The organism is Streptomyces sp. NPDC088910, assembly GCF_044749865.1.
In the GTDB taxonomy this organism is placed as follows: domain Bacteria; phylum Actinomycetota; class Actinomycetes; order Streptomycetales; family Streptomycetaceae; genus Actinacidiphila.
This window is the reverse complement of the sequence record NZ_JBIVIV010000016.1, coordinates 99,330-120,242: the sequence shown is the minus strand read 5'-3', so window position 1 is coordinate 120,242 and position 20,913 is coordinate 99,330. Positions and strand designations below refer to the sequence as shown.

At 72.2% G+C, this 20,913-nt stretch carries 22 protein-coding genes; 12 read left to right on the top strand and 10 right to left on the bottom strand.

The window, feature by feature from the left end; translation table 11 throughout:
- Window positions 1-77: 77 nt before the first annotated feature.
- The 3 genes from ACIP4Z_RS30875 (at window position 78) to ACIP4Z_RS30865 (ending at window position 3,070) form a co-directional block, all read left to right on the top strand.
- Window positions 78-902: an ABC transporter ATP-binding protein gene (locus ACIP4Z_RS30875; RefSeq protein WP_401313671.1), complete on the top strand. Its 825-nt coding sequence runs from the start codon at window positions 78-80 to the stop codon at window positions 900-902.
- Window positions 903-930: 28 nt separating this feature from the next.
- A complete protein-coding gene (locus ACIP4Z_RS30870; RefSeq protein ID WP_391048469.1) occupies window positions 931-1,836 on the top strand; it encodes an ABC transporter permease subunit in 906 nt (301 codons plus the stop codon).
- A gap of 172 nt (window positions 1,837-2,008) precedes the next feature.
- Window positions 2,009-3,070, top strand: coding sequence for an ABC transporter substrate-binding protein (locus ACIP4Z_RS30865; protein ID WP_401313575.1), 1,062 nt, complete (start codon window positions 2,009-2,011; stop codon window positions 3,068-3,070).
- An 84-nt stretch (window positions 3,071-3,154) separates the two neighbouring features.
- Here the strand turns inward: ACIP4Z_RS30865 and ACIP4Z_RS30860 are convergent, their stop codons facing one another.
- From ACIP4Z_RS30860 to ACIP4Z_RS30850, 3 genes are all read right to left on the bottom strand, one after another.
- A complete protein-coding gene (locus tag ACIP4Z_RS30860; protein ID WP_401313573.1) occupies window positions 3,155-4,123 on the bottom strand; it encodes a pirin family protein in 969 nt (322 codons plus the stop codon).
- A 120-nt stretch (window positions 4,124-4,243) separates the two neighbouring features.
- The gene (locus ACIP4Z_RS30855; RefSeq protein ID WP_188283824.1) at window positions 4,244-4,435 is read right to left on the bottom strand and encodes a hypothetical protein; all 192 of its coding nucleotides are present in this window, start codon (window positions 4,433-4,435) and stop codon (window positions 4,244-4,246) included.
- Between the two features lie 69 nt (window positions 4,436-4,504).
- Window positions 4,505-6,427, bottom strand: coding sequence for an acyclic terpene utilization AtuA family protein (locus ACIP4Z_RS30850; protein WP_401313572.1), 1,923 nt, complete (start codon window positions 6,425-6,427; stop codon window positions 4,505-4,507).
- Between the two features lie 126 nt (window positions 6,428-6,553).
- Here ACIP4Z_RS30850 and ACIP4Z_RS30845 point away from each other — a divergent pair, with 126 nt between their 5' ends.
- Window positions 6,554-7,096, top strand: a complete 543-nt coding sequence (locus tag ACIP4Z_RS30845) for an NUDIX hydrolase (protein ID WP_401313571.1) — start codon at window positions 6,554-6,556, stop codon at window positions 7,094-7,096.
- 12 nt (window positions 7,097-7,108) lie between these two features.
- Here ACIP4Z_RS30845 and ACIP4Z_RS30840 read toward each other — a convergent pair whose 3' ends face one another.
- A complete protein-coding gene (locus ACIP4Z_RS30840) occupies window positions 7,109-7,441 on the bottom strand; it encodes a hypothetical protein (RefSeq protein WP_401313569.1) in 333 nt (110 codons plus the stop codon).
- Between the two features lie 29 nt (window positions 7,442-7,470).
- Here ACIP4Z_RS30840 and ACIP4Z_RS30835 point away from each other — a divergent pair, with 29 nt between their 5' ends.
- The 4 genes from ACIP4Z_RS30835 to ACIP4Z_RS30820 all read left to right on the top strand — a co-directional run bounded on the left by ACIP4Z_RS30835 (window position 7,471) and on the right by ACIP4Z_RS30820 (window position 9,581).
- Entirely contained in the window at window positions 7,471-8,631 is a 1,161-nt protein-coding gene (locus ACIP4Z_RS30835) for a hypothetical protein (RefSeq protein WP_401313567.1), read from the top strand.
- On the top strand, window positions 8,618-8,755 hold the full coding sequence (locus tag ACIP4Z_RS30830) for a hypothetical protein (protein ID WP_355333343.1): 138 nt from the start codon (window positions 8,618-8,620) through the stop codon (window positions 8,753-8,755). Before ACIP4Z_RS30835 ends, ACIP4Z_RS30830 begins: the two co-directional genes overlap by 14 nt.
- A gap of 74 nt (window positions 8,756-8,829) precedes the next feature.
- Window positions 8,830-9,225 carry a YidH family protein gene (locus tag ACIP4Z_RS30825; RefSeq protein WP_188283850.1) on the top strand — a complete coding sequence of 132 codons (396 nt, stop codon included), beginning with the start codon at window positions 8,830-8,832 and terminating at the stop codon, window positions 9,223-9,225.
- Window positions 9,222-9,581 (top strand): DUF202 domain-containing protein, encoded by a 360-nt coding sequence (locus ACIP4Z_RS30820; RefSeq protein WP_401313565.1) that lies wholly within the window; start codon window positions 9,222-9,224, stop codon window positions 9,579-9,581. Before ACIP4Z_RS30825 ends, ACIP4Z_RS30820 begins: the two co-directional genes overlap by 4 nt.
- Window positions 9,582-9,658: 77 nt before the next feature.
- On the opposite strand, the gene ACIP4Z_RS30815 is transcribed toward ACIP4Z_RS30820, so the two are convergent.
- Together ACIP4Z_RS30815 and ACIP4Z_RS30810 are read right to left on the bottom strand one after the other, a co-directional pair.
- Window positions 9,659-10,543 carry a hypothetical protein gene (locus ACIP4Z_RS30815; protein WP_391161252.1) on the bottom strand — a complete coding sequence of 295 codons (885 nt, stop codon included), beginning with the start codon at window positions 10,541-10,543 and terminating at the stop codon, window positions 9,659-9,661.
- 44 nt (window positions 10,544-10,587) lie between these two features.
- Window positions 10,588-11,307, bottom strand: coding sequence for a FadR/GntR family transcriptional regulator (locus ACIP4Z_RS30810; RefSeq protein WP_401313563.1), 720 nt, complete (start codon window positions 11,305-11,307; stop codon window positions 10,588-10,590).
- 114 nt (window positions 11,308-11,421) lie between these two features.
- Here ACIP4Z_RS30810 and ACIP4Z_RS30805 point away from each other — a divergent pair, with 114 nt between their 5' ends.
- Together ACIP4Z_RS30805 and ACIP4Z_RS30800 are read left to right on the top strand one after the other, a co-directional pair.
- On the top strand, window positions 11,422-11,940 hold the full coding sequence (locus ACIP4Z_RS30805; protein ID WP_355333353.1) for a gluconokinase: 519 nt from the start codon (window positions 11,422-11,424) through the stop codon (window positions 11,938-11,940).
- A 74-nt stretch (window positions 11,941-12,014) separates the two neighbouring features.
- Window positions 12,015-13,409, top strand: coding sequence for a gluconate:H+ symporter (locus ACIP4Z_RS30800; RefSeq protein WP_391048487.1), 1,395 nt, complete (start codon window positions 12,015-12,017; stop codon window positions 13,407-13,409).
- A gap of 64 nt (window positions 13,410-13,473) precedes the next feature.
- Here the strand turns inward: ACIP4Z_RS30800 and ACIP4Z_RS30795 are convergent, their stop codons facing one another.
- Window positions 13,474-14,781, bottom strand: a complete 1,308-nt coding sequence (locus ACIP4Z_RS30795) for a glucarate dehydratase family protein (RefSeq protein ID WP_401313560.1) — start codon at window positions 14,779-14,781, stop codon at window positions 13,474-13,476.
- A 175-nt stretch (window positions 14,782-14,956) separates the two neighbouring features.
- Between ACIP4Z_RS30795 and ACIP4Z_RS30790 the strand changes: the two genes are divergently transcribed.
- Window positions 14,957-16,036, top strand: a complete 1,080-nt coding sequence (locus ACIP4Z_RS30790) for a phosphotransferase (RefSeq protein WP_391161260.1) — start codon at window positions 14,957-14,959, stop codon at window positions 16,034-16,036.
- Between the two features lie 6 nt (window positions 16,037-16,042).
- Window positions 16,043-17,263, top strand: a complete 1,221-nt coding sequence (locus ACIP4Z_RS30785) for an acyl-CoA dehydrogenase family protein (protein ID WP_391048496.1) — start codon at window positions 16,043-16,045, stop codon at window positions 17,261-17,263.
- 108 nt (window positions 17,264-17,371) lie between these two features.
- On the opposite strand, the gene ACIP4Z_RS30780 is transcribed toward ACIP4Z_RS30785, so the two are convergent.
- From ACIP4Z_RS30780 to ACIP4Z_RS30770, 3 genes are all read right to left on the bottom strand, one after another.
- Window positions 17,372-18,355: an NADPH:quinone oxidoreductase family protein gene (locus ACIP4Z_RS30780; protein WP_401313555.1), complete on the bottom strand. Its 984-nt coding sequence runs from the start codon at window positions 18,353-18,355 to the stop codon at window positions 17,372-17,374.
- A gap of 18 nt (window positions 18,356-18,373) precedes the next feature.
- A complete protein-coding gene (locus tag ACIP4Z_RS30775) occupies window positions 18,374-18,997 on the bottom strand; it encodes a TetR/AcrR family transcriptional regulator (protein WP_355333369.1) in 624 nt (207 codons plus the stop codon).
- A 112-nt stretch (window positions 18,998-19,109) separates the two neighbouring features.
- Window positions 19,110-20,774, bottom strand: coding sequence for an AMP-binding protein (locus ACIP4Z_RS30770; protein ID WP_401313553.1), 1,665 nt, complete (start codon window positions 20,772-20,774; stop codon window positions 19,110-19,112).
- Window positions 20,775-20,913: the final 139 nt, after the last annotated feature.

Here is a 20,913-nt window from a genome sequence, read left to right as displayed (position 1 = left end):
GCGTGGCAAGCGAATCCCAGCACGGGCACAGCAATGGTCTAGTCAAATCGCCGCAACCGACGACATCGCCTATCGCGATGCGCGACGTGTGCAAGTCCTTCAGTACCCCGCAGGGCGGAAATCATGACGTCCTGCGCAACATCGATTTCACCGTCAGGCCCGGAGAGTTCACCGCGGTCGTGGGTCCCACCGGATGCGGGAAATCGACGACTCTCTCGTTGATCTCCGGCATGGAACGTCCGGACAGCGGTGAGGTGCTCGTCGACGGGCGCCCGGTGGAGGGCATTGGCAAGGACGTCGGGTTCGTCTTCCAGACGGACGCGGTGTTCCCCTGGAAGACCGTCATCGGCAACGTCGCGGCGGGTCCGCGCTTCCGGGGCGCGTCCCGCAAGGAGGCGCACGCCGCCGCGGCCGAGTGGATCCGCCGGGTGGGCCTCGCCGGGTTCGAGCGGTACCACCCGCACCAGCTCTCCGGCGGAATGCGCAAGAGGGTGGCGCTCGCGCAGACGATGATCAACGAGCCGCGGGTGCTGCTGATGGACGAGCCCTTCTCCGGGCTCGATGTGCAGACCCGTCAGATCATGTCCGACGAACTGCTCTCGCTCTGGGACCTGACCCGGCCCTCGGTCGTGTTCGTCACGCACGACCTGGAGGAGGCGATCTCGCTCGCCGACAAGGTCGTGGTGCTGACGGCGGGACCGGCCACCGTGAAGGAGGAGTTCGAGATCGATCTCCCCCGGCCGCGCAATCCCCGCGAGATCCGGCACACTCCCGAATTCGTCAAGCTCCACGAACGGGTCTGGCAGGCGCTGCGGGACGAGGTGCAGCTCGCGTACTCCCGCACGGCCGCGCGGCCCGAGACCGTGTCGGCCGAGACCGTGACGTCCGAATCGGCGGCCTGAACCATCCGTACGGAAGAGGCATGAGCCTATGAAGACCGACACCGCGACCGGGTCGGCGACCGACGAGATCCTCGCGCGACCCGAACCGCCGAAGAGCGACGCCGGAGCGGCCCGCGCCGCGCTGGCCAGGCGACAACGGGCCAGGCGCCGCGTGTGGGTCAACGTTGTCAGGGCCGCCGTCCTCGCCGCGTTCATCGGCCTGTGGCAGGTGCTCGCCTCGACGGAGGTCGTCGACCCGTTCTATTCCGGCAAGCCGTCGGGCATCTGCTCGAAGCTGTGGGGCTGGGTGCGCGACGGTACGTCGCAGGGACCGCTGTGGGACCAGGTGTGGGTGACGTTGCAGGAGACCCTGATGGGCTTCGGCATCGGGGTCACCCTGGGTGTCGTCCTCGGCATCGTGCTGGGCCGGCTGCGCTTCCTGGCCGATGTCTTCGCCCCCTACATCAAGACCCTGAACTCGATCCCGCGCATCCTGCTGGGCTCGGTGTTCGCGATCTGGTTCGGTCTCGGCATCAGCTCCAAGGTCATGCTGGCCGCCGTACTGGTCTTCTTCGGCGTGTTCTTCAACGCCTTCCAGGGCGCCCGCGAGGTGGACCGCAATCTCCTCGCCAACGCCCGCATCCTCGGCGCGAGCAACACCCGGGTGACCTTGCACGTGGTCGTCCCGTCCGCGCTGAGCTGGATCACCACCAGCCTGCACGTGGCCTTCGGTTTCGCCATCACCGGCGCGATCGTGGGCGAACTGCTCGGGGCGCAGCAGGGCCTCGGGCTGCTCATCTTCCAGGCGCAGGCCAACTTCGATCCCAACGGGGTCTACGCGGGACTCGTCATCACCGCCGCGTTCGCGCTGGCGGCCGAGGGACTGATCTCGCTGCTGGAGCGGTGGCTGCTGAGCTGGCAGCCGCGTCCGCAGAAGTCCGGAGCGCAGGCGTGACCGCCGTGACCGGCGACAGCACCGCCGGGACCGGGGCCGCCTCCGGCACTCCCGCCATCCCCGCCCATTCCGCCATCCCCCCGACGGTCAACCGCCCCGCGGCGACTCGCGGCCCGCGGCACGACCCGAGACGGCGCACGACCCACCCGCTTCCGAGGAGAAGACAACGCACATGTGGCACAAGAAGATCGTTCTCGCATCCGCGACGGTAGTCCTGGCGACAGGCGTGACGGCCTGCTCGGACAGCAAGTCCGACAAGACCACCGACGCGGCGAGCGCGGGGTCGCTGGAGACGGTGACGATCGCCCTGTCGAACCAGGCGAACCAGAGTTACCTCCCGCTGATCCTGGCGCAGCGGATGGGCTACTTCACGAAGCAGGGTCTGAACGTGAAGATCGCCAACCTCCAGGGCACGCCGCAGGTCTCGGACGCGCTGCTCAAGGGTGACGCCCAGGGCATGATCGGCTTCTACGACTCGAACCTCAAGCTCCAGCTCAAGGGCAAGAACACCCAGGCGGTCGTCCAGCTCCTCCAGGCGCCCGGCATGGTCGAGATGGCCCGTACGAACGCGCCGTCGATCAAGTCGCCCGCGGACCTCAAGGGCAAGAACGTCGGCGTCACCTCGCTCGGTTCCGCCAGTTCCACCATCGCCTCGTACCTCGCGATCCACAACAACATCGCGGTGGCCGACACCCACCTGGTGGCGGTGGCGGCCGGTGCCACTTTCGTGGCGGCCTTCGAGCACAACCGGATCGACGCGGGTGTCACCACCGAGCCGACCATTTCGACGCTGCTCAAGAAGCAGCTCGGGACGATCATCGCGGACATGCGCACCGCGGCGGGCACCAAGGCCGCGCTCGGCGGCCCGTACCCCGGCACCGCGCTGACCGTCCAGACGGCGTGGGCCAACAGCCACAAGGAGACCGTCCAGAAGATGGTCAACGCCGTCTACCAGACGCTCCAGTGGATGGAGTCCCACTCGGCCGCGGAGATCACCGAGCAGGTCCCGGCCGACTTCTACGCCGGCAGCGGCAAGGACCAGTACGTCCAGGCGCTGGCCAACGAGATGGGCATGTACAACCCGACCGGCCAGATGCCGGCCGACGCCCCGCAGACGGTGCTCCGCGTCCTGACCGCGGTCGACCCGACCGTGAAGGGCAAGACGATCGACCTGTCGAAGACGTACACCGACGAGTACGTCCAGAAGGCGGCCCAGGACCACTCCGCGTCCTGACCCCCGCTCCCCCCAGGGCCCCTGCCCGGCGCGCCCCCGCCGCCCAGGGGCCCTGTGACGTTCCCCGCCGCGACCCCGGCCCGGTCAGCGCTCCCGGCCGCGCGCTTTCAGCGGGCCCGGCGGGAGGTCGGGGGCGGACAGGCGCTCGCCGTCGTAGCCGTGGACGTCGCCGAAGCGGGTGGCGGACTGCCAGGCGGTACGGGCCTCGGTGATCTCCTCGCTGGTGCGGGCGACGAAGTTCCACCACATGATGATGCGTTCGGCGAAGGGCTCGCCGCCCAGCAGCATGAGGGAGGCGGGGGTGTCGGCGCGCAGGGGGAGTTCGCGGCGGCCACAGCCGAGGTAGAGCAGGGAGCCGGGGGTGAGGGGGACACCGTCGACGTGGGATTCGCCGGACATGGTGAGGACGGCGTACTCGAAGTCGGGGTCGAGCGGGAGCCGGGCGTCGGTACCGGCGGCGAGGGTGAGGTCGGCGCCGACGAGCGGGGTGTGGATCGTGCCGGGCGAGGAGGCGCCGTCGAGGTCGCCGAGGATGACGGTGGCGTGGAGTCCGCCGCCGCCGGTGACCTCGGGGAGTACGGGGTGGTGCTCGAAGGAGGGCGCGGTGTCGCGGGTGGCGTCGGGCAGGGCGACCCAGAGCTGGGCACCGTGCAGGTAGCGGGCGTGGTCGCGCGGTGATTCCTCGGAGTGGGCGATGGCCCGGCCCGAGGTCATCAGGCCCAGCTCGCGGGGGCGCACCGTCTGGGAGCTGCCGAGGCTGTCGCGGTGCAGCACCTCGCCGTCGTGCAGCCAGCTGACGGTCTGCAAGCCCATGTGCGGATGGGGCGGCACCTGCATGCCGGGCTCGTCGGCGATGTCGTCGGGCCCGTAATGGTCAACAAAGCACCAAGCGCCGACCATGCGCCGTCCGAGGTTGGGGAGCAGCCGCCGTACCTCGGTGCTCTCGCCGAGCTGGACGGTGCGGCCGGCGAGCAGGTCGCGGACCGGTGCGGCGGAGACGTCGGCGCGCCCGCCGCAGCGGGTGGCGGCGGGCGTCGTGTCGAGATTGCTCATGGTGCCGATCATGCCGCGCGCGACCGCCCGAAGCGAGGAGGGGACCGGGCGGTCGCGCGGGTCAGGGGGTCCGTCGGCCCCGGGCGGCAGGAATCCCGAGGCCAGGGGCCGGGCGGGCGGTTACCGGGCGGGCGGCGCGGAGTGGGCGGGGTGGATGCCGTGCACGAGGTCGCGGGCCTCGCTGACGTACATCTCCCGGTCGCCGAGCGTCAGGCCGGGGAAGTAGTCCTTGAGCCTGGTCACGACCTGCTGCTCCGACTCGTGGCACTCACGCAGCAGAAAGATCGCCTTGCGCAGGATGTCGCCGTCCATGGGGACCGCCCTTCACTACCCCCGCGGGCCCGTCGCCCTCGGACGATTCCCATCATGACTCCACGAATGTCACCTCTTGGGCAACGGCGTGTACTGGCTCTGCAAAAGATCCACCAGCTTTTCCGGCACGTCCGCGAGGCATCCCCGAAGCCGCTCCCCCAGCGCCTTGGCCTGCGGATCGGCCCTGGTGGAAGCGGCGACGCCGTCGCCGAGCAGCCCGTGCACGACGAAGTTCACCGCGCGCAGATTCGGCAGTTCCCAACGGCTCACCGGCAGCGTCGCGGTCTCCGGCAGCAGGGCCCGCAGCCGGGGTACGTCCAGATACGCGCGCAGCCACGCGTACCCCTCGTCGTCCCGTGCCCACAGCCCGACGTTCGCGTCGCCGCCCTTGTCCCCCGAGCGCGCCCCGACGACGGTCCCGAGCGGCAGCCGTACCGTCCGGCCGAAGGGCTCGGGCGGCCCGGTCCGCGCCTGGCGCGGCGCGGGTCCGGTGACCGGCGACACCAGCGGCGGCGGTACGGGGCCGGAGTCGGGCACCGGACCCGGCCGTCCCTCGCGGAGGTCGGTGGCGCCGTGCGGCGGGCGCGGTACGGGCAGCCGGGTGCCGTCGGCGAGCACGGTCACGGCGGTGACCTCGTCGGCGGCCACCAGCGCGGGCCAGTACACGCCGTACTCGGTGGGGCGCGGCGAGGCGTGCTCCAGGTAGAGCCCGGGGTAGCCGGCCAGCGCGGAGCCCGCGACGTCGGTGAAGAAGCCGCGGCCGACGGTGTCGAGGTCCGGGTCCTTGACGGTGAGCGTCAACCGGTCGGCCTCGCCGCCGTGTTCGCGCCGCAGGTCGTACCCGGCGAAGCGGCCCGGCCCGCCGGTCGCGTCGCGCAGGGTGGCCTCGGCGAAGTCCGCCTTCGCGTCGAGGTCGAGGCCGGTGAGCACGAAGGTCGCGGAATTGCGGTAGCCGCCGCGGTGGTTGAGGCAGACCTTGAGGGTGTCGGGCGCGGGCTCGCCCGCGACCGGGCCGACGGAGACCCGGTCGGGGCCCTGCTGGATGAGCCGGACGGTGTCGAAGCGGGCCACGACGTCGGTGTTGAGGTAGCCGGGTCCGCCGATCTCGTACAGGAGTTGGGCGGTGACGGTGCCGACGGTGACGGCGCCGCCGGTGCCGGGGTGCTTGGTGATGACGCTGGAGCCGTCGGCGTGGATCTCGGCGATCGGGAAGCCGGGGTGCACCGGGTCGGGGATCTCGGTGAAGAAGGAGTAGTTGCCGCCGGTGGCCTGGGTGCCGCACTCGATGATGTGGCCCGCGGTGACGGCGCCCGCCAGCCGGTCCCAGTCGTCGAGCGCCCACTCGAAGGCCCAGGCGGCGGGCCCGACGACCAGCGAGGCGTCGGTGACCCGGCCGCAGATCACCACGTCGGCGCCGCCGCGCAGCGCCTGCGCGATGCCCCAGCCGCCGAGGTACGCGTTGGCGGTGACCGGCTCGACGCCGGAGCCCGCCAGCGGGCGGCCGGTGGCCAGGTGCGCGAAGTCGTGGCCGCGGGACTGGAGTTCGGGCAGCCGGTCCAGCAGGTCGTCGCCCTCGACGTACGCCACGGACGGGTGCAGGCCGCCGACCGCGGCCAACTCGGCGAGTTTGGCGGCCAGTCCCGCCGGGTTGAGGCCGCCCGCGTTGACGACGATCTTGATGCCGCGCTCCAGGCAGGTGCCGAGCACCTCGCGCATCTGGGCGAGGAAGGAGACCGCGTAGCCGCCGTCCGGGTCGCGCTGCCGCGCCTTCCACAGCAGCAGCATGGTCAGTTCGGCCAGGTAGTCGCCGGTGAGGACGTCGATGGGGCCGCCCTCGACCATCTCGCGGGCGGCCGACAGCCGGTCACCGTAGTAGCCGGAGCAGTTCGCGATCCGCAGCGGCGCCCCGCGCTCCCGCTGCGCCCGCGGTGCCCGCCGGTCCTGTCGCGTCTGGGGCGCCTGCGGTACCCGGGGCGCCTGGTGTGCCGTCATCCCACACTCCCGTCACTCCCCCGTCTCACCGAACCGGGACGATCATCTTGCCGGTGTCCGCGCCGCGCAAGACCACCAGGGGGCGCGCCCGGGGCGGGTCCGGCGGCCGGTGGTTGAATCGGCTCCATGAACGAGCCCACACCGCGACCCCCGCTGTCCGCCGACGAGATCATCGACATCGTGGACGAGCACGACCGGGTCGTCGGCAGGGCGCCGCGCGGCGAGGCGTACGCCAAGGGCCTGCGGCACCGCTGCGTCTTCATCCTGGCCAGGGACGCCGAGGACCGGATCTTCGTGCACCGCCGCACCGCGGAGAAGCTGGTCTTCCCCTCCCTCTACGACATGTTCGTCGGCGGTGTCGTCGGCGCGGGCGAGTCCTACGAGGAGGCGGCGCTGCGCGAGGCGGAGGAGGAACTGGGGGTGAGCGGACTGCCGCGCCCCGAGCCGCTGTTCCGATTCCTCTACGAGGACGGGCCGCGGACGTGGTGGTCGTCGGTCTACCAGGTGCGGTGCACACTGCCGGTCGCCCCGCAGGCCGAGGAGGTGGCCTGGCACACCTTCCTCACCGAGGAGGAGCTGGCCGCCAGGCTCACCGAGTGGGAGTGGGTGCCGGACGGCCTCGACGGCTACCGCAGGCTGCTCGAATGGCGTGCGACGCACGGGAGTTGACCGCCCGGCGGCTCAACCGGCCACCAGGAGACCGGCGATGACCGAGGCGCAGTTGGCGGCGACCGAGGACGCGTACGGCAACGGGCCCCGCAGCCGCAGCAGTCGGCCGAGCAGCAGACCCTCCACGAGGCAGACCGCGCTCTCGGCGACGGCGAAGGCGGGCCAGTACGCGGCGCCGTGCGTCTGCCGCAGGAACCACCACAGCGGCGGGTGCGTCACACAGTTGACCATGACGGCCGCGAGAGCGGTCCGCGTCGGTCGGACGGCGGACGCCGCGGTGACCGCCGCGACGTAGCAGGGCACCTCGACGAGCAGGGTGAGGGCGAGGGCCAGCGGATACGGCACGGGCGGATCGTGCCACGGGGAGGGGACGAGTGGCCAGCGCGGTGGGGGCGCCCCTGGCGGGCGGTGCGGGCACGGGCGATACGGGACGCGCGGGGCGTACGCTGCCGGTCGCCGGTTTCGTCCTGGCGGCGGCGGTGGCGCTCGCCGTCTCGCTGCGGCTGCCCGCGGGCACGGCCGTGGTGGGCCTCGCGGTCTTCGGCATTCTGCACAATGTGCTCGAACTGCGGTACGTGACCGGCCGGTTCGAAGGCGTCCTGCACGGCCCGTTCCTGCGGCTGCTGGGCGCGCTCATCACCGGCATCGTCGTGTGCCGCCTGCTGCCGCCGTCCTCGGGCACCCGTACCGCCGAGATCCTGCTCGCGTACGTGCTGCTCGCCGCGGCCTGCGTGCACGCGCTGCGGACCAGGCCCGTACCGCTGGCCGCCTCCTGCGCGCTGCTGGCGGGCGCCGCCATGGCGTCGCTGGCCTTCCCCGCCTACCACTTCGTGGTGCTGGCCCATCTGCACAATGTGGTACCGCTGCTCTTCTTGTGGGAGTGGTCGCGCGCCATGCCGCGCGGCCGTGCCGCCTTCCGGGCGGTGCAGTGCGGGTGGGTGCTGGTGATTCCCGCGCTGCTGCTGTCCGGCGCCCTCGACGGTCTGCTCGGCGCGGGCTCGGGCTGGACGGACCGGCTGGCGCTGTCGTACACCCCGCCCGCCTGGCAGCACACGCACGCCGGGCTGCGCTTCGTCGCGGTCTTCGCCTTCCTCCAGACCATGCATTACGTGGTGTGGGTGTGGTTCATGCCGCGGTACGCGCCGGACGCGACCGAGGCGTTCGAGCGGCGCGCGCCCGTGCTGCGCGGTGTGCGGGCCTGGGCGCTGGGGCTCGGCGGGGCGGCGGCCCTGTCGGTGCTGTTCGTCAGCGACTACACGCGGGGCAGGTCGCTGTACGCGGCGGTGGCCAGCTACCACGCGTATCTGGAGTTCCCGGTGCTGCTGATGCTGGTGCTGGGGCTCGGGGAGCGGGGCCGGGCGGCCGGGGCGGACCTGACCGGGACGAGGCCGACCGGGACGAGCGCGACCGAAAAGAGGCCGCCCGAGAAGAGTCCGCCCGAAATGGGCGCGACCGAAGAGAGCGCGACCGACGCGCGTGCGACCGACGCGCGTGCGACCGACGGAAGGAAGGAGTCCTCCGATGCTGCTCGCTGACGTCGCGCCGCCGCAGGACGGTGGCGGCGGCTCCGCAGGCCATGTGGTGATCGCCGTGGTCGGCGTGGTGCTGCTGGCCGCGGTGCTCGCCGTGATCATCGCGGCGGTCTCCCGCCGGAAGTGACCGCCCGCGCCCGCTTCCGACCTGGTCGTTAGTGTGGACGCGTGAGCGCTTTCGCCCAGGAGCTGCCCGCGCGGCTGCGTGCCGCGCGGGATTCCGTACGTCTGTGGTTCGCCCCCGCCCGCGTGCGGGACGAGGGCACGACCCCCGACTACCGCTTCTCGCTGGCCAACGAGCGGACCTTCCTCGCCTGGATCCGCACCGCGCTCGCCCTGATCGGCGGCGGTTTCGCCGTCGACCAGTTCCTCACCGACCACCTCGCGCACTGGGTACGGGTCTCGCTGGCGCTCGTCCTGCTGGCCGGTGGCGTCGCCTGCACGCTGCGCGCGGTCAACCACTGGGCCCGCTGCGAACGCGCCATGCGCCGCGGCGCCGACCTGCCCGTCTCCCGCTTCCCCGCGCTGCTCGCGGTCGCCATCGCGGTGATCGCCGTCGCGATGGTGTGCGTGGTGCTCTTCGGCTGGGCCGGATGAGCCACGACCGCCAGGACGGCGGGCCGCCGGGAGTCGGCGGCCGACCCGGTGACGACCGGGATCCGGGGCTCCAGCCGGAGCGAACGCGGCTGGCGTGGCGGCGTACGACGCTGTCCTGCGCGGTGACGGCCGTGCTGGCCGGGCGGCAGGTGCTGCACCACGAGGGCGGGGCGCTCCCCGCGGTGGCCATCGGTCTGACGGCGCTCGCGTTCCTGGCCTTCCTCCGGCTGGCGCACCGCAGGATTCAGCAGCTCGGCGGCGCGCCGCACCCGGCGGTGATGGCGCCGGGCGCCGCCGTCGCGGTGGTGGGCTGCACGGTGGCGCTCGCGGTGTTCGGCGCGGCGCTGGTGTGGTGACGCGCGCCCAGCTGTGGTGACGCGCGCCCTCGTGTGGTGAAGCGCCCAGCTGTGGTGAGGCGCGCCCGCCGCGCCCCTCAGCGTCGTCGCAGCACGCTCACCAGCGCCCGGACCTCCCGGTCGGCGAAGCCCGGCTCGCCCGCGACGGTCCGCACGAGTCCGTCCCGCACGGTACGGCTTCGGCCGGCCTCCACCAGCGCCAGCGACTCGGCCAGCGCCTGCGGGAGCGCCTGGTGGTACCAGGGTGTGTCCGCGTCCTCGTCGAACCAGCGGCTCGGCGGAAAGGTGCCGTTGAGCTTGGGCTGCGCATTGCCGTACCAGCCCCATTCGGGCCAGGGCAGCGACACGTTGACCACGTGTCCCGCGGGCAGCGTCCGCACCCAGCGGGCGGAATCGGGTGACTGCTGCCAGCGGTCGGCGTTCGGGCCGCTCTTGCCGCGGGGCGTCACCCCGACGTAGCGCAGCTTGCGGCGGATCACCGACCAGGGTTCGCGGCTCTCGGCGATCCACGCGGCCAGTTCGCGGTGGAGCGCGTCGAAGGTGGAGCCGCTGTGGACCACGTCGACCACGGCCAGCGGGCGCTTGCGGCGGGCCAGGGCGCGCGGTTCGAGGCCCGCCGCGGCCAGGTGCTCGCGCAAGCGCTCCCGCTGGGGCTGCGGGAGACGGGCGGAGCGGCGGATCGACAGGGGGAGCCGCAGGAGTCCGCCAGGGCGGTCCGCGTGTTCCAGCGCGCCGGTGAGCAGGTCGTACATGCTGTCCAGCGAGCGGCCGACGAAGCGGAGGTCGGCGGCGCGGGAGCGGGCCAGCACCTTGCCCGTGCACTGTGTGAGCGCCGGAAGGTGCCACAGCCGTACGGGTTCCGAGCCGTCCGCGAGCGTGCCGAGGCGGTCCGGCGGGCGGCCCTCGTACGAGGACAGCGCCCAGCGGAAGGGCTGCGGCGGAGCGGGTTGACGAGCGGTCACGCGTACCAGTGCAGCACCGCCGGGCCGTGCGGGTAAACGGATTTTCAGGGCGCCAGGATGTCCAGCTCGTGCAGGGCGCCCACGCAGATCTCGCGCATCAGGTCCTCGGCGGCGGCGGCCTCGCGGGAGCGGATCGCCTCGGCGACGCGGACGTGGAGGGTGACGGCGGCGGGGTCGGGCTCGGCGAACATCACATGGTGTTCGGTGCGGCCGGTGAGGACTTCGGCGACGACGTCCCCGAGGCGGGCGAACATCTCGTTGCCCGAGGCGTCGAGGACGACGCGGTGGAAGGCGACGTCGTGCACGAGGTACGCGTCGAGGTCGGCGGCGCGGGCGGCGGCGGCCATCTCGGCGGCCAGCACGGTGAGTTCGCGGCACTGGGCGGGACCGGCGGCGGTCGCGGCGAGTCCCGCGGCGACCGGTTCCACGGCGGTGCGCAAGGTGGTGAGGGAGCGCAGTTGGCGGGGGCGGTCGGCGCCGGCCAGGCGCCAGCGGATGACGGCCGGGTCGAAGACGTTCCACTCCTCGCTGCGCAGCACGGTGACGCCGACGCGGCGGCGGGACTCCACGAGGTGCATCGCCTCCAGCACCCGGACCGCCTCGCGGACGACGGTGCGCGAGACGCCGTAGCGCGATTCCAGTTCGTCGATGCGCAGAACCGTCCCCGGCGGGTAGTCGCCCGAGGCGATGGCGGGGCCGAGTTCGGCCAGAACACGGGCGTGCAGACCCCCGGCGTCGTCCCGCGGTGCTTCCTGCTGAGGCATGAGGACAGCTTATGCGGCAGCACAGTCATGTGACTTTTACATCACAGACTCTTGAATAAGTAGTACCTATGGCGTTGAGTGTCCCCGACCGCTTGCACAAGGAGGTTCGAGCGCATGACCAGCTCCCCGCGCCCACCGCACTCCCCCGTCGTCGTCGTGATGGGGGTCTCCGGTTCGGGCAAGTCGACCGTCGGCGGCCTGCTGGCGGATCGGCTGGGCGTCCCGTACGCCGAGGCCGACGACTTCCACCCGGCGGCCAACATCGCCAAGATGTCGGCCGGTCACCCGCTGGACGACGCCGACCGGGCGCCGTGGCTCGACGCCATCGGCGCGTGGATCGCGCAACGCGAGGGCAAGGGCGGGGTGGTGAGCTGTTCCGCCCTGCGCCGCCGCTACCGCGACCACCTGCGTCAGAGCGCGCCCGACCTGTTCTTCCTGCACCTGGACGGGTCCCCCGAGCTGATCGCCTCCCGACTGGCCGCGCGGATGCAGCACTTCATGCCGTCCGAGTTGCTGCGCTCGCAGTTCGCGACGCTGGAGCCGCTGGAGCCGGACGAGGCGGGCGCGGTCGTGACGATCGAGGGCGGCCCGCGGGAGATCGCGGACCGCGCGCTCGCCGCCGTACCCCGCTGACGTCGCAGGACTGACCCGCCCCACCCGTTCGAACCCCCTCCCCCCTGTCCCCGTCCTTCCCCCTGGAGTCCTCCGTGTCCGCACTCAGCGTGGAGCTGCTGGCCGCCGATCCGTCCCCGATCACCGACGCGGGCAACACCCGCCTGGCACTGGCCGCCCTGGCCGGTATCGCCGTCATCGTGCTGCTGATCACCCGCTGGAAGGTGCACGCCTTCCTCGCCCTGACCATCGGCTCCGGTGTGCTCGGCTCCGTCGCGGGCGCGCCGCTGGCCAAGACGATCACCAGTTTCTCGACCGGCCTCGGCTCGACCGTGGCGAGCGTCGGCACCCTGATCGCGCTCGGCGCGATACTCGGCAAACTGCTCGCCGACTCCGGCGGCGCGGACCAGATCGTCGACACGATCCTGGCCCGTACCAGCGAGAAACGGCTGCCGTGGGCGATGGCCCTGATCGCGGGTCTGGTCGGCCTGCCGCTCTTCTTCGAGATCGGCATCGTGATCCTCATCCCGGTGGTGCTGCTGGTCGCCAAGCGCAGCGGCCAGTCGCTGATCCGGCTGGGCATCCCGGCGCTGGCCGGTCTGTCGGTGATGCACGGTCTGGTGCCGCCGCACCCCGGCCCGCTGGCCGCGATCGGCGCCATCCACGCCGACATGGGCATCACGCTCGCGCTCGGCGTGCTGGTCGCGATACCCACGCTCGCCATCGCGGGTCCGCTCTTCGGCCGGGTGGCCGCGGGCTGGGTGGACGTGACGCCGCCGGAGCGGATGACGCCCGCGCGCGCCTCCGACGACCTGGAGCGGCGGCCGAGCTTCGCCGCGACGACCTGCACGATGCTGCTGCCGGTGGTGCTGATGCTGGCCAAGGCCCTGGTCGACGTGATCGTGGACGACCAGAGCAGCCTGACGTACCGGATCTTCGACGTCATCGGCACGCCGCTGGTGGCGCTGCTGGCCGCGGTGATCGTGGCGATGTTCACCCTCGGGCGGGCCGCGGGCTTCAGCAAGGACCGCATCTCCTCGACCGTGGACGCCTCGCTCGGCCCGATCGCGGGCATCCTGCTGATCGTCGGCGCGGGCGGCGGCTTCAAGCAGACCCTGATCGACTGCGGGGTCGGTCAGATGATCCTCGACTGGTCCAAGAGCTGGCACATCTCGGCGCTGCTGCTCGCCTGGCTGATCGCGGTGCTGATCCGGGTCGCGACCGGTTCCGCGACGGTGGCGATCATCTCGGCCGCCGGTCTCGTCGCGCCGCTCGCCGAGGGCATGTCGTCCTCGCACACCGCGCTGCTGGTGCTGTCGGTGGGCGCCGGTTCGCTGTTCTTCTCGCACGTCAACGACGCCGGATTCTGGCTGGTGAAGGAGTACTTCGGGATGGACGTCCCGCAGACCCTCAAGACCTGGTCGGTGATGGAGACGGTGATCTCGGTGGTGGCGCTGGGCTTCGTCATGCTGCTGTCGCTGGTGCTGTGAGGCGCTGACGTCGTGAGGCGTGTGGGGCGGCGGGCCGTACGGTCCGCCGCCCCACACGCGTGTGTCACCAGCGCGGCACGGGCGGCGTCCGCCAGTCCGGGTCCGCCTTGCGCATCGCGGCGGCGTCGTCGCGGTCGCGCATGGCCCCGTCGTCGTCGAGCCAGCGCTGGTGCAGCGCCTTGAGCGCGTCCTGGTCGAGTTCGACGCCGAGGCCGGGGAGGTCGCTGACGGCGAGGCGGCCGTCCTCGAAGACATGGCGGCGGGTGATGACGTCCTCGGTCTGCCACGGGTAGTGCGAGTCGCAGGCGTAGTCGAGGTTGGGCACGGTGGCCGCGACATGGGTCATGGCGGCGAGGCTGATGCCGAGGTGGGTGTTGGAGTGCATGGACAGGCCCACGCCGAACGTGGCGCAGATCGCGGCGAGTTGCTGCGTGTTGCGCAGGCCGCCCCAGTAGTGGTGGTCGGAGAGCACCACCTGGACGGCGCCGCGTGTGAAGGCGTCCTGGATCTCGGCGAAGGTCGTCACGCACATGTTGGTCGCCAGCGGCACGGAGGTGCCGCTGGCGACCCGGGCCATGCGGTCGGTGGTGCTGGCCGGGTCCTCCAGGTACTCCAGCACCTCGCCCAGCTCGCGGGCCACGTACAGCGAGGTCTCCACCGACCAGGCGCCGTTGGGGTCGAGGCGCAGCGGCCGGCCGGGGAAGGCGGCGGCCAGGGCGCGTACGGCGGCGATCTCCTCGTCGGGCGGGAAGACACCGCCCTTGAGTTTGAAGGAGCCGAAGCCGTACGTGTCGGCGAAGCGGCGGGCCTGGGCGACGACGCCTTCCGGGTCGAGGGCGGGACCCCAGTCGTCGGCCTCGCCCTGCCCCTCGGGGTGGGCGGCGAGCCGGTAGAAGAGGTAGGCGCTGTAGTCGACGGCGTCGCGGACCTTGCCGCCGAGCAGCGCGTGCACCGGCAGGCCGAGGTGCTTGCCGAGGGCGTCGAGGCAGGCCACCTCGAAGCCGGAGATGACCGACAGCCGCAGCTTGTCGGCGGTCTGCACACCGCGCAGCCCGCCGACGTCGACGGAGTCGGAGACGTCGGCGGGGTCGCCGCAGACCTCTTCCGCGAGGGTGAACAGCCCGTTCAGATCGCTGACCGTGTGGCCGGGCAGCGCGCGGGCCAGGGGCGCGGCGAGGTCGAGATAGCGGGTGTCGCCGTAGGTCTCGCCCACCCCGGCCGTACCGTCGGCGGTGACGACCTCGATGATGAGGCGGGGCGTGTAGGGCTGGTGGACACCCTGGGTGTTGAGCAGCGGCGGATCGGCGATGAGGATGGGGGTCAGCCGCACCTCGGTGATCACGAGTCCGGCGGAGCGATCTGCTGTCTGCATATGTGAATTACGTTCACCCATAAGTCCAGAGCGTAGGTGCGGTGACCACGGCCGTCAATGCGGCCCCCCGAGCGCGGATGTGACGGACGGGACGCGACGGGGAGAGCGAAGAGCTGGACGACATACCGACTGGTCGGTACGATTTCTGAAGCCACGACGGTGACGAGGAGACGGCATGAGCGATACCGACAACCCCCCGGGTCTCGATCTGGGCCGGCTGCGCGCCCATCTCGACCGGGAGCGGCCGGGGCTGGTCGGCGGCGGCCTGCGCGGCAAGCTCATCGAGGGCGGCCGGTCCAACCTCACGTACTGGGTCACCGACGGCGGCACCGAATGGGTCGTCCGCAGGCCGCCGCTCGGGCACGTCCTGGCCACCGCGCACGACATGACGCGCGAGCACCGGGTGATCAGCGCGCTCGCCGCCACCCCGGTGCCGGTGCCCGGCACGGTGCTGCTGTGCGAGGACGGCGAGGTGATCGGCGCCCCGTTCTACGTCATGGAATTCGTCGAGGGCACCCCCTTCCGCACCGAGAGCCAGCTCAGGGAGCTGGGCGCCGAGCGGACCCGCGAGGTCGTGCTCGCGCTGGTCGACACGCTGGTCGACCTGCACGCGGTGGACCCGGCGGCGGTCGGCCTCGGCGACTTCGGCCGCCCCGAGGGCTATCTGGAACGGCAGTTGCGCCGCTGGGGCAAGCAGCTCGACGCCTCCCGCAGCCGTGAACTGCCCGGCATCGACGCGCTGCACGCCGCGCTCGGCGCGGCCCTGCCCGACTCCCCCGGCGGCGCCGTCATCCACGGCGACTACAAGCTGGACAACGTCCTGGTGGACACCGCCGACCGGCTCACCGCCGTGCTGGACTGGGAGATGTCCACCCTCGGCGACCCGCTCACCGACCTCGGGCTGCTGCTGGTCTACAGCGAGCCGCAGATCGCCTCGGACTTCCCCATCCAGGCGGCGGGCGGCGCGCCCGGCCACCCCTCGGAGGCGGAACTCCTCCAGCGGTACGCCGAGCGGTCCGGCCGCGACGTGTCGACCGTCGACTGGTACACGGCCTTCGCCTGCTACAAGCTCGCCGTCATCTCCGAGGGCATCCACTACCGCTACACCCTCGGGCAGACGATCGGCGCCGGATTCGACCGGATCGGCGGCATCGTTCCCCACTTCGTCGAACGCGGCCTCGACCGGCTCCGGCGGCACGCCGAGCGGCAGGGCCGGCCGCGCCCCTCGCAGGACTCCCCCCGGAAGGAAGGCTGAGCAGCCATGGAATTCGCCTTCGACACCCGTACCGAGGAACTGCGGTCGCGGCTGACCGCGTTCCTCGACGAGCACGTCTACCCCGCCGAGCCGGTCTTCGCCGAGCAGCGCGCCGAGGCCACGGGGGACGACCGGTGGACCGCGCCGCCCGTGGTGGAGGACCTCAAGGCCGAGGCCAGGCGGCAGGGCCTGTGGAATCTCTTCCTGCCCGGCGAGCACGGCGCGGGACTGACCAATCTCCAGTACGCGCCGCTCGCCGAACTCACCGGCCGCAGCCCCCACTTGGCCCCGCCCGCCCTCAACTGCGCCGCTCCCGACACCGGCAACATGGAAGTCCTCAGCGAATTCGGCACCCCCGCCCAGCGCAAGGAGTGGCTGGAGCCGCTGCTCGCCGGGGAGATCAGGTCCGCCTTCGCGATGACCGAGCCGGACGTCGCCTCCTCCGACGCCACCAACATCGAGACGCGGATCGTACGGGACGGCGACTCGTACGTGATCAACGGCCGCAAGTGGTACATCTCCGGGGCGATGAACCCCAAGTGCGCGGTCTTCATCGTCATGGGCAAGACCGACCCGGACGCCGAACGGCACCGCCAGCAGAGCCAGATCCTCGTGCCGCGCGACACCCCCGGCATCGAAGTACGGCGCGGCATGCGGGTGTTCGGCTTCGACGACGGCGACCACGGCGGTCACGCCGAGATCGTCTTCCACGACGTGCGCGTGCCCGCCGGGAATCTGATCGGCGAGGAGGGCGGCGGCTTCGCCATCGCCCAGGCCCGGCTCGGCCCCGGCCGCATCCACCACTGCATGCGGCTGATCGGCATGGCCGAGCGCGCGCTTGAACTCATGTGCCGCCGCGCCGCCTCCCGTGTCGCCTTCGGCAAGCCGCTCGCCGCCCAGGGCGTGGTCCAGGAGTGGATCGCCGAAGCCCGCGTCGAGATCGAGCAGTTGCGGCTCCTCGTCCTCAAGACGGCCTGGCTCATGGACACCGTCGGCAACCAGGGCGCCCACACCGAGATCCAGTCCATCAAGATCGCCACCCCCGTCGCCGTCCAGCGCATCGTCGACCGCGCCATCCAGGTCCACGGCGCCGGCGGCGTCAGCCAGGACTTCCCCCTGTCCCAACTCTTCGCCGCCGCCCGTAGCCTGCGGCTCGCGGACGGACCCGACGAGGTCCACAAGCGCTCGCTCGCCCGCCGCGAGCTGAAGAAGTACCTGACCCCGTAAGGGGACCGCGCCCGCGCGGGGCGATACGCCGGTGTCTTGAGCGGCCCACCGCGGAGGGGTACCTCCGCGGTGGGCGGCGCGCCGGTCTTTTCAGGGGCGCCGAGGGCGTTACGGCTGGACGACCAGCCGGCCGATCGTCGTGCCGTCCGCGACGCGTTGAACGGCCTCGGCGGCGCCGTCGAAAGCCACCCGCTCGCTCACGAGGGGGCGGACGGCCCCGGAAGCCGCCAGCTCGCAGAGCGCCTCGTGGGCCTGGCGGACCGCCACCGGATCGTGGGTGTTGTAGAGCCCCCAGTGGAGACCGAGGATGGCGTAGTTCTTGACGAGGGCGTGGCTGAGCGCGGGCGCGGGGACGGTGCCGCCGGCGAAGCCGACGACGACGATGCGCCCTTCGAAGGCGACGCACTTGGTGGACTTGGTGTAGGAGTCGCCGCCGACGGGGTCGAAGACGACGTTGGCACCGCGTCCGGCGGTGGCTTCCTTGACGACCGCGACGAAGTCCTCCGCGTGCCGGTCCACGACGATGTCGGCGCCGAGCTCACGGGCGGCCTCGGCCTTGTCGGGGCCGCCGACGACACCGATGACGGTGGCGCCCGCGGCCTTGCCGAGCTGGACGGCGGCGCTGCCGACACCGCCCGCGGCGGCGTGCACGAGCAGGGTCTCGCCGGGCCTGAGGGCGGCGCGGCGGTGCAGGGCGAACCAGCCGGTCTGGTAGCCGATGTGGAGGGCGGCGGCCTCGGCGTCGTCCAGGGCCTCGGGCGCGGGCAGCACCCCGGCGGCGGGGACGACGGCGTATTCGGCGAAGGCGCCGCGCGGCAGGGCGGCGGGCGTGATGACGCGGGCGCCGGTGTCCAGGTCCGTGACCCCTTCACCGACGGCGACGACCTCGCCGCAGAATTCCACGCCGGGCGTGAACGGCAGCGGCGGCCGGATCTGGTAGGTGCCCCGGCAGAGCATCGCGTCGGGGAAGTTGACCCCGGCGGCGCGTACCCGCAGCAGCACCTCGCCGGGACCCGGCTCGGGGGTGGGGACCTCGTCGAGGCGCATCGCCTCGCGCGGCTCGCCGTTCTCGTGCACGCGCCATGCCTTCACGTCAAAGCTCCCAGCGGGTCAGTGCCGCCGCACCGAGTGCAGCAGCAGGTCGGAGAATTCGGTGGCGACCTGCTCGGCGGAGAGCGGGCCCTCCGCGTGGTACCAGGTGCCGAGGTGGTGCACGGAGCCGAAGAAGAAGTCGACCACGAGGTCGGGCCGCAGGTCGGCGCGGAAGTGGCCGCCGCGCTGGCCCTCCTCGATCAGGGAGCGGAACTTCTCGTGGTAGCGGCGGCGCTCGGCACGTACCGCCTTCTGCTTCTCCGGGGCGAGCTGGTGGATGGAGCGGAAGAAGATCTTGGTGTCGTCCAGGTTCTGGATGCTGGTGACGACGACGTCGGCGGCGGCCTCGGCGAGCCGGTCGGGCACGGCGGTGTCGCGGGCGGCGATGGCGTCGAGACGTTCGGTCTGGAGCCGCAGCACCCGGCCGTAGATCTCGTGCAGCAGATCGTCCTTGGAGCCGAAGTAGTGGTAGAGCGCGCCCTTGGTGACTCCGGCGGCCTCCACGATCTCCTGGACGGAGGTGCGGTCGTAGCCGCGCTCGGCGAAGAGCCGGGTGGCCTCGGCGAGCAGCCGCTCGGGTACCGCGGCGGTGCCGCCCTCGCCGGAGCCGCCGCTGCCGCCGCCCGTCGCATTGCGTGCCATGGCCTGACCTCTTTCCGTACCCACGTGCCCACGTATCCCCGTACCGACCTGCCGGTGAACCGATGTGGCGCCGTACCGACAAAGCGACGCGCGTTCCGGCCGGTAGGGAACCCTATCCGGCCCGGACCTTGAGTTCGCGCCGGAGGATCTTCCCGGTGGCCGTCTTGGGGAGGTCGCCGAGCACCTCGACCTCGCGCGGGTATTTGAAGGCGGCGAGCCGGTCCTTGCAGTAGGCGACGATCTCCTCGGGCCCCGCGGTGGCGCCGGGCCGCAGGCTGACGTACGCCTTGACGCTCTCGCCGCGGTAGGCGTCGGGGACGCCGACGACGGCCGCCTCGCGGACCGCGGGGTGGGTGTAGAGGACGTCCTCGACCTCGCGCGGCCAGACCTTGAAGCCGGACGCGTTGATCATGTCCTTCTTGCGGTCGACGACGTAGAGCCAGCCGTCCTCGTCCATGAAGCCGATGTCGCCGGTCAGCAGCTCGCCGCCGGGCAGGGCCGCCGCGGACTCCTCCGGCCGGTTCCAGTAGCCCGGTACGACCATCGGTCCGGTGACGGCGATCTCGCCGGATTCGCCGAACGGCACCTCGGCGCCCGTGTCGTCCAGGATCCGGACCATCGTGCCGGGTCCCGGAACGCCGACGGCGAGGGTGCCGGACGCGGGGTCGACGGGGGCCTCGGTGCCGGGCGGGACGCTGGCGCAGGGGGCCGTGCACTCGGTGAGGCCGTAGCCGTTGGCGAGGTAGAGGCCGCCGGAGCGGGCGCGGAAGCCCTCCACCACGGCGGGCGGCAGCGGCGCGCCGCCCGAGGAGATCAGCCGGAAGGACGCGAAGTCCGCGGCGTCGGCGTCGGGCCTGGCCAGCAGCGCCATGAAGGCGGTGGACGGGCCGACGGTGTACGTCGGGCGGTGCTCGCGGAAGGCGTCGAGCACCACGCCCGGCTCGAAGCGGTACGCGAGGACGACGGTGTGTCCGCCCGCCAGCCCCGCCGAGAGCTGGCAGACCATGCCGGTGATGTGGAAGAGCGGCGCGAGCGCGAAGATGACGGCGTCGTCGGCGAAGCCCTGGACGCGTACCTGCCGGTGGGCGTTGAAGGAGATGTTGCCGTGTGTGTTGAGCGCCCCCTTGGGCTTGCCGCTGGTGCCCGAGGTGTAGCTGATCAGCGCGATGTCGCGGGCGGCGGGCAGGGGGACGTCGGGGCGCGGTCCGGCCGCGGCGCGGGCGGCGGTGAGCACGTCGTCCGCGCCCTCACCGGCCTGCGCGGGCGGCCGTTCCCCGGTCAGTACGCGGCTGTCGTCGCGCGTCTGGAGGTCGAATTCGCTGGCGGTCAGCGCGATACGGACCGGCGAGTCGACGACGGTGGCGCGGACGTATCCCTGCCAGGCGCGCTCCGAGCAGAGGATCGCGGCGGCCCCGGCGTCGGTCAGGATGTGCGCCAACTCGCCCTGCTTGTACATGGGGTTGACCGGGATGACGGTGCCGCCCGCCTTCCACGCGGCGAGCAGGCCGACGACGAACTGCGGCACATTTTGCAGCATGACCGCGAGGCGGTCGCCGGGGGCGAAGCCGCGCGCGGCCAGATGCCGGGCCAACCCGTCGGAGAGGGCGTCGAGTTCGCGGTAGCTCAGCGCGCCGTCGAAGTAGGCGAGCGCGCGGTGGTCGGGTATCCGCGCGGCGACGTCGAGGAAGGTGTGCAGGACGGACGGCGGGTGCTCGACGTCCTCGCGCTGCTCGTCGGTGAAGTGCTTGAGCCAGGGCTGGTCGGCGTAGGTCGTCATGCCGGTTCCCCTTCCCGCGCGGGGGCGTTGGCGGATTCCGTGGTCTGCCCGGCTCGCCCTGTGTCCTCGGCTTTCCCGGCCTTCCCCGCGCCCTCGGCTTTCACGGCGTCCTCGGCCTTCCCGGCCTTCCCGGCGCCCT

Coding starts and splice junctions, on each gene's coding strand:
- ACIP4Z_RS30855 (WP_188283824.1), bottom strand. CDS start 4,435: ATGGACGGCGACATCCTGCGCAAGGCGATCTTTCTGCTGCGTGAGTGC.
- ACIP4Z_RS30770 (WP_401313553.1), bottom strand. CDS start 20,774: ATGACGACCTACGCCGACCAGCCCTGGCTCAAGCACTTCACCGACGAG.
- ACIP4Z_RS30830 (WP_355333343.1), top strand. CDS start 8,618: ATGCTGCTCGCTGACGTCGCGCCGCCGCAGGACGGTGGCGGCGGCTCC.
- ACIP4Z_RS30795 (WP_401313560.1), bottom strand. CDS start 14,781: ATGCAGACAGCAGATCGCTCCGCCGGACTCGTGATCACCGAGGTGCGG.
- ACIP4Z_RS30785 (WP_391048496.1), top strand. CDS start 16,043: ATGGAATTCGCCTTCGACACCCGTACCGAGGAACTGCGGTCGCGGCTG.
- ACIP4Z_RS30810 (WP_401313563.1), bottom strand. CDS start 11,307: ATGCCTCAGCAGGAAGCACCGCGGGACGACGCCGGGGGTCTGCACGCC.
- ACIP4Z_RS30845 (WP_401313571.1), top strand. CDS start 6,554: ATGAACGAGCCCACACCGCGACCCCCGCTGTCCGCCGACGAGATCATC.
- ACIP4Z_RS30875 (WP_401313671.1), top strand. CDS start 78: ATGCGCGACGTGTGCAAGTCCTTCAGTACCCCGCAGGGCGGAAATCAT.
- ACIP4Z_RS30860 (WP_401313573.1), bottom strand. CDS start 4,123: ATGAGCAATCTCGACACGACGCCCGCCGCCACCCGCTGCGGCGGGCGC.
- ACIP4Z_RS30775 (WP_355333369.1), bottom strand. CDS start 18,997: ATGGCACGCAATGCGACGGGCGGCGGCAGCGGCGGCTCCGGCGAGGGC.
- ACIP4Z_RS30805 (WP_355333353.1), top strand. CDS start 11,422: ATGACCAGCTCCCCGCGCCCACCGCACTCCCCCGTCGTCGTCGTGATG.
- ACIP4Z_RS30790 (WP_391161260.1), top strand. CDS start 14,957: ATGAGCGATACCGACAACCCCCCGGGTCTCGATCTGGGCCGGCTGCGC.
- ACIP4Z_RS30850 (WP_401313572.1), bottom strand. CDS start 6,427: ATGACGGCACACCAGGCGCCCCGGGTACCGCAGGCGCCCCAGACGCGA.
- ACIP4Z_RS30865 (WP_401313575.1), top strand. CDS start 2,009: ATGTGGCACAAGAAGATCGTTCTCGCATCCGCGACGGTAGTCCTGGCG.
- ACIP4Z_RS30820 (WP_401313565.1), top strand. CDS start 9,222: ATGAGCCACGACCGCCAGGACGGCGGGCCGCCGGGAGTCGGCGGCCGA.
- ACIP4Z_RS30870 (WP_391048469.1), top strand. CDS start 931: ATGAAGACCGACACCGCGACCGGGTCGGCGACCGACGAGATCCTCGCG.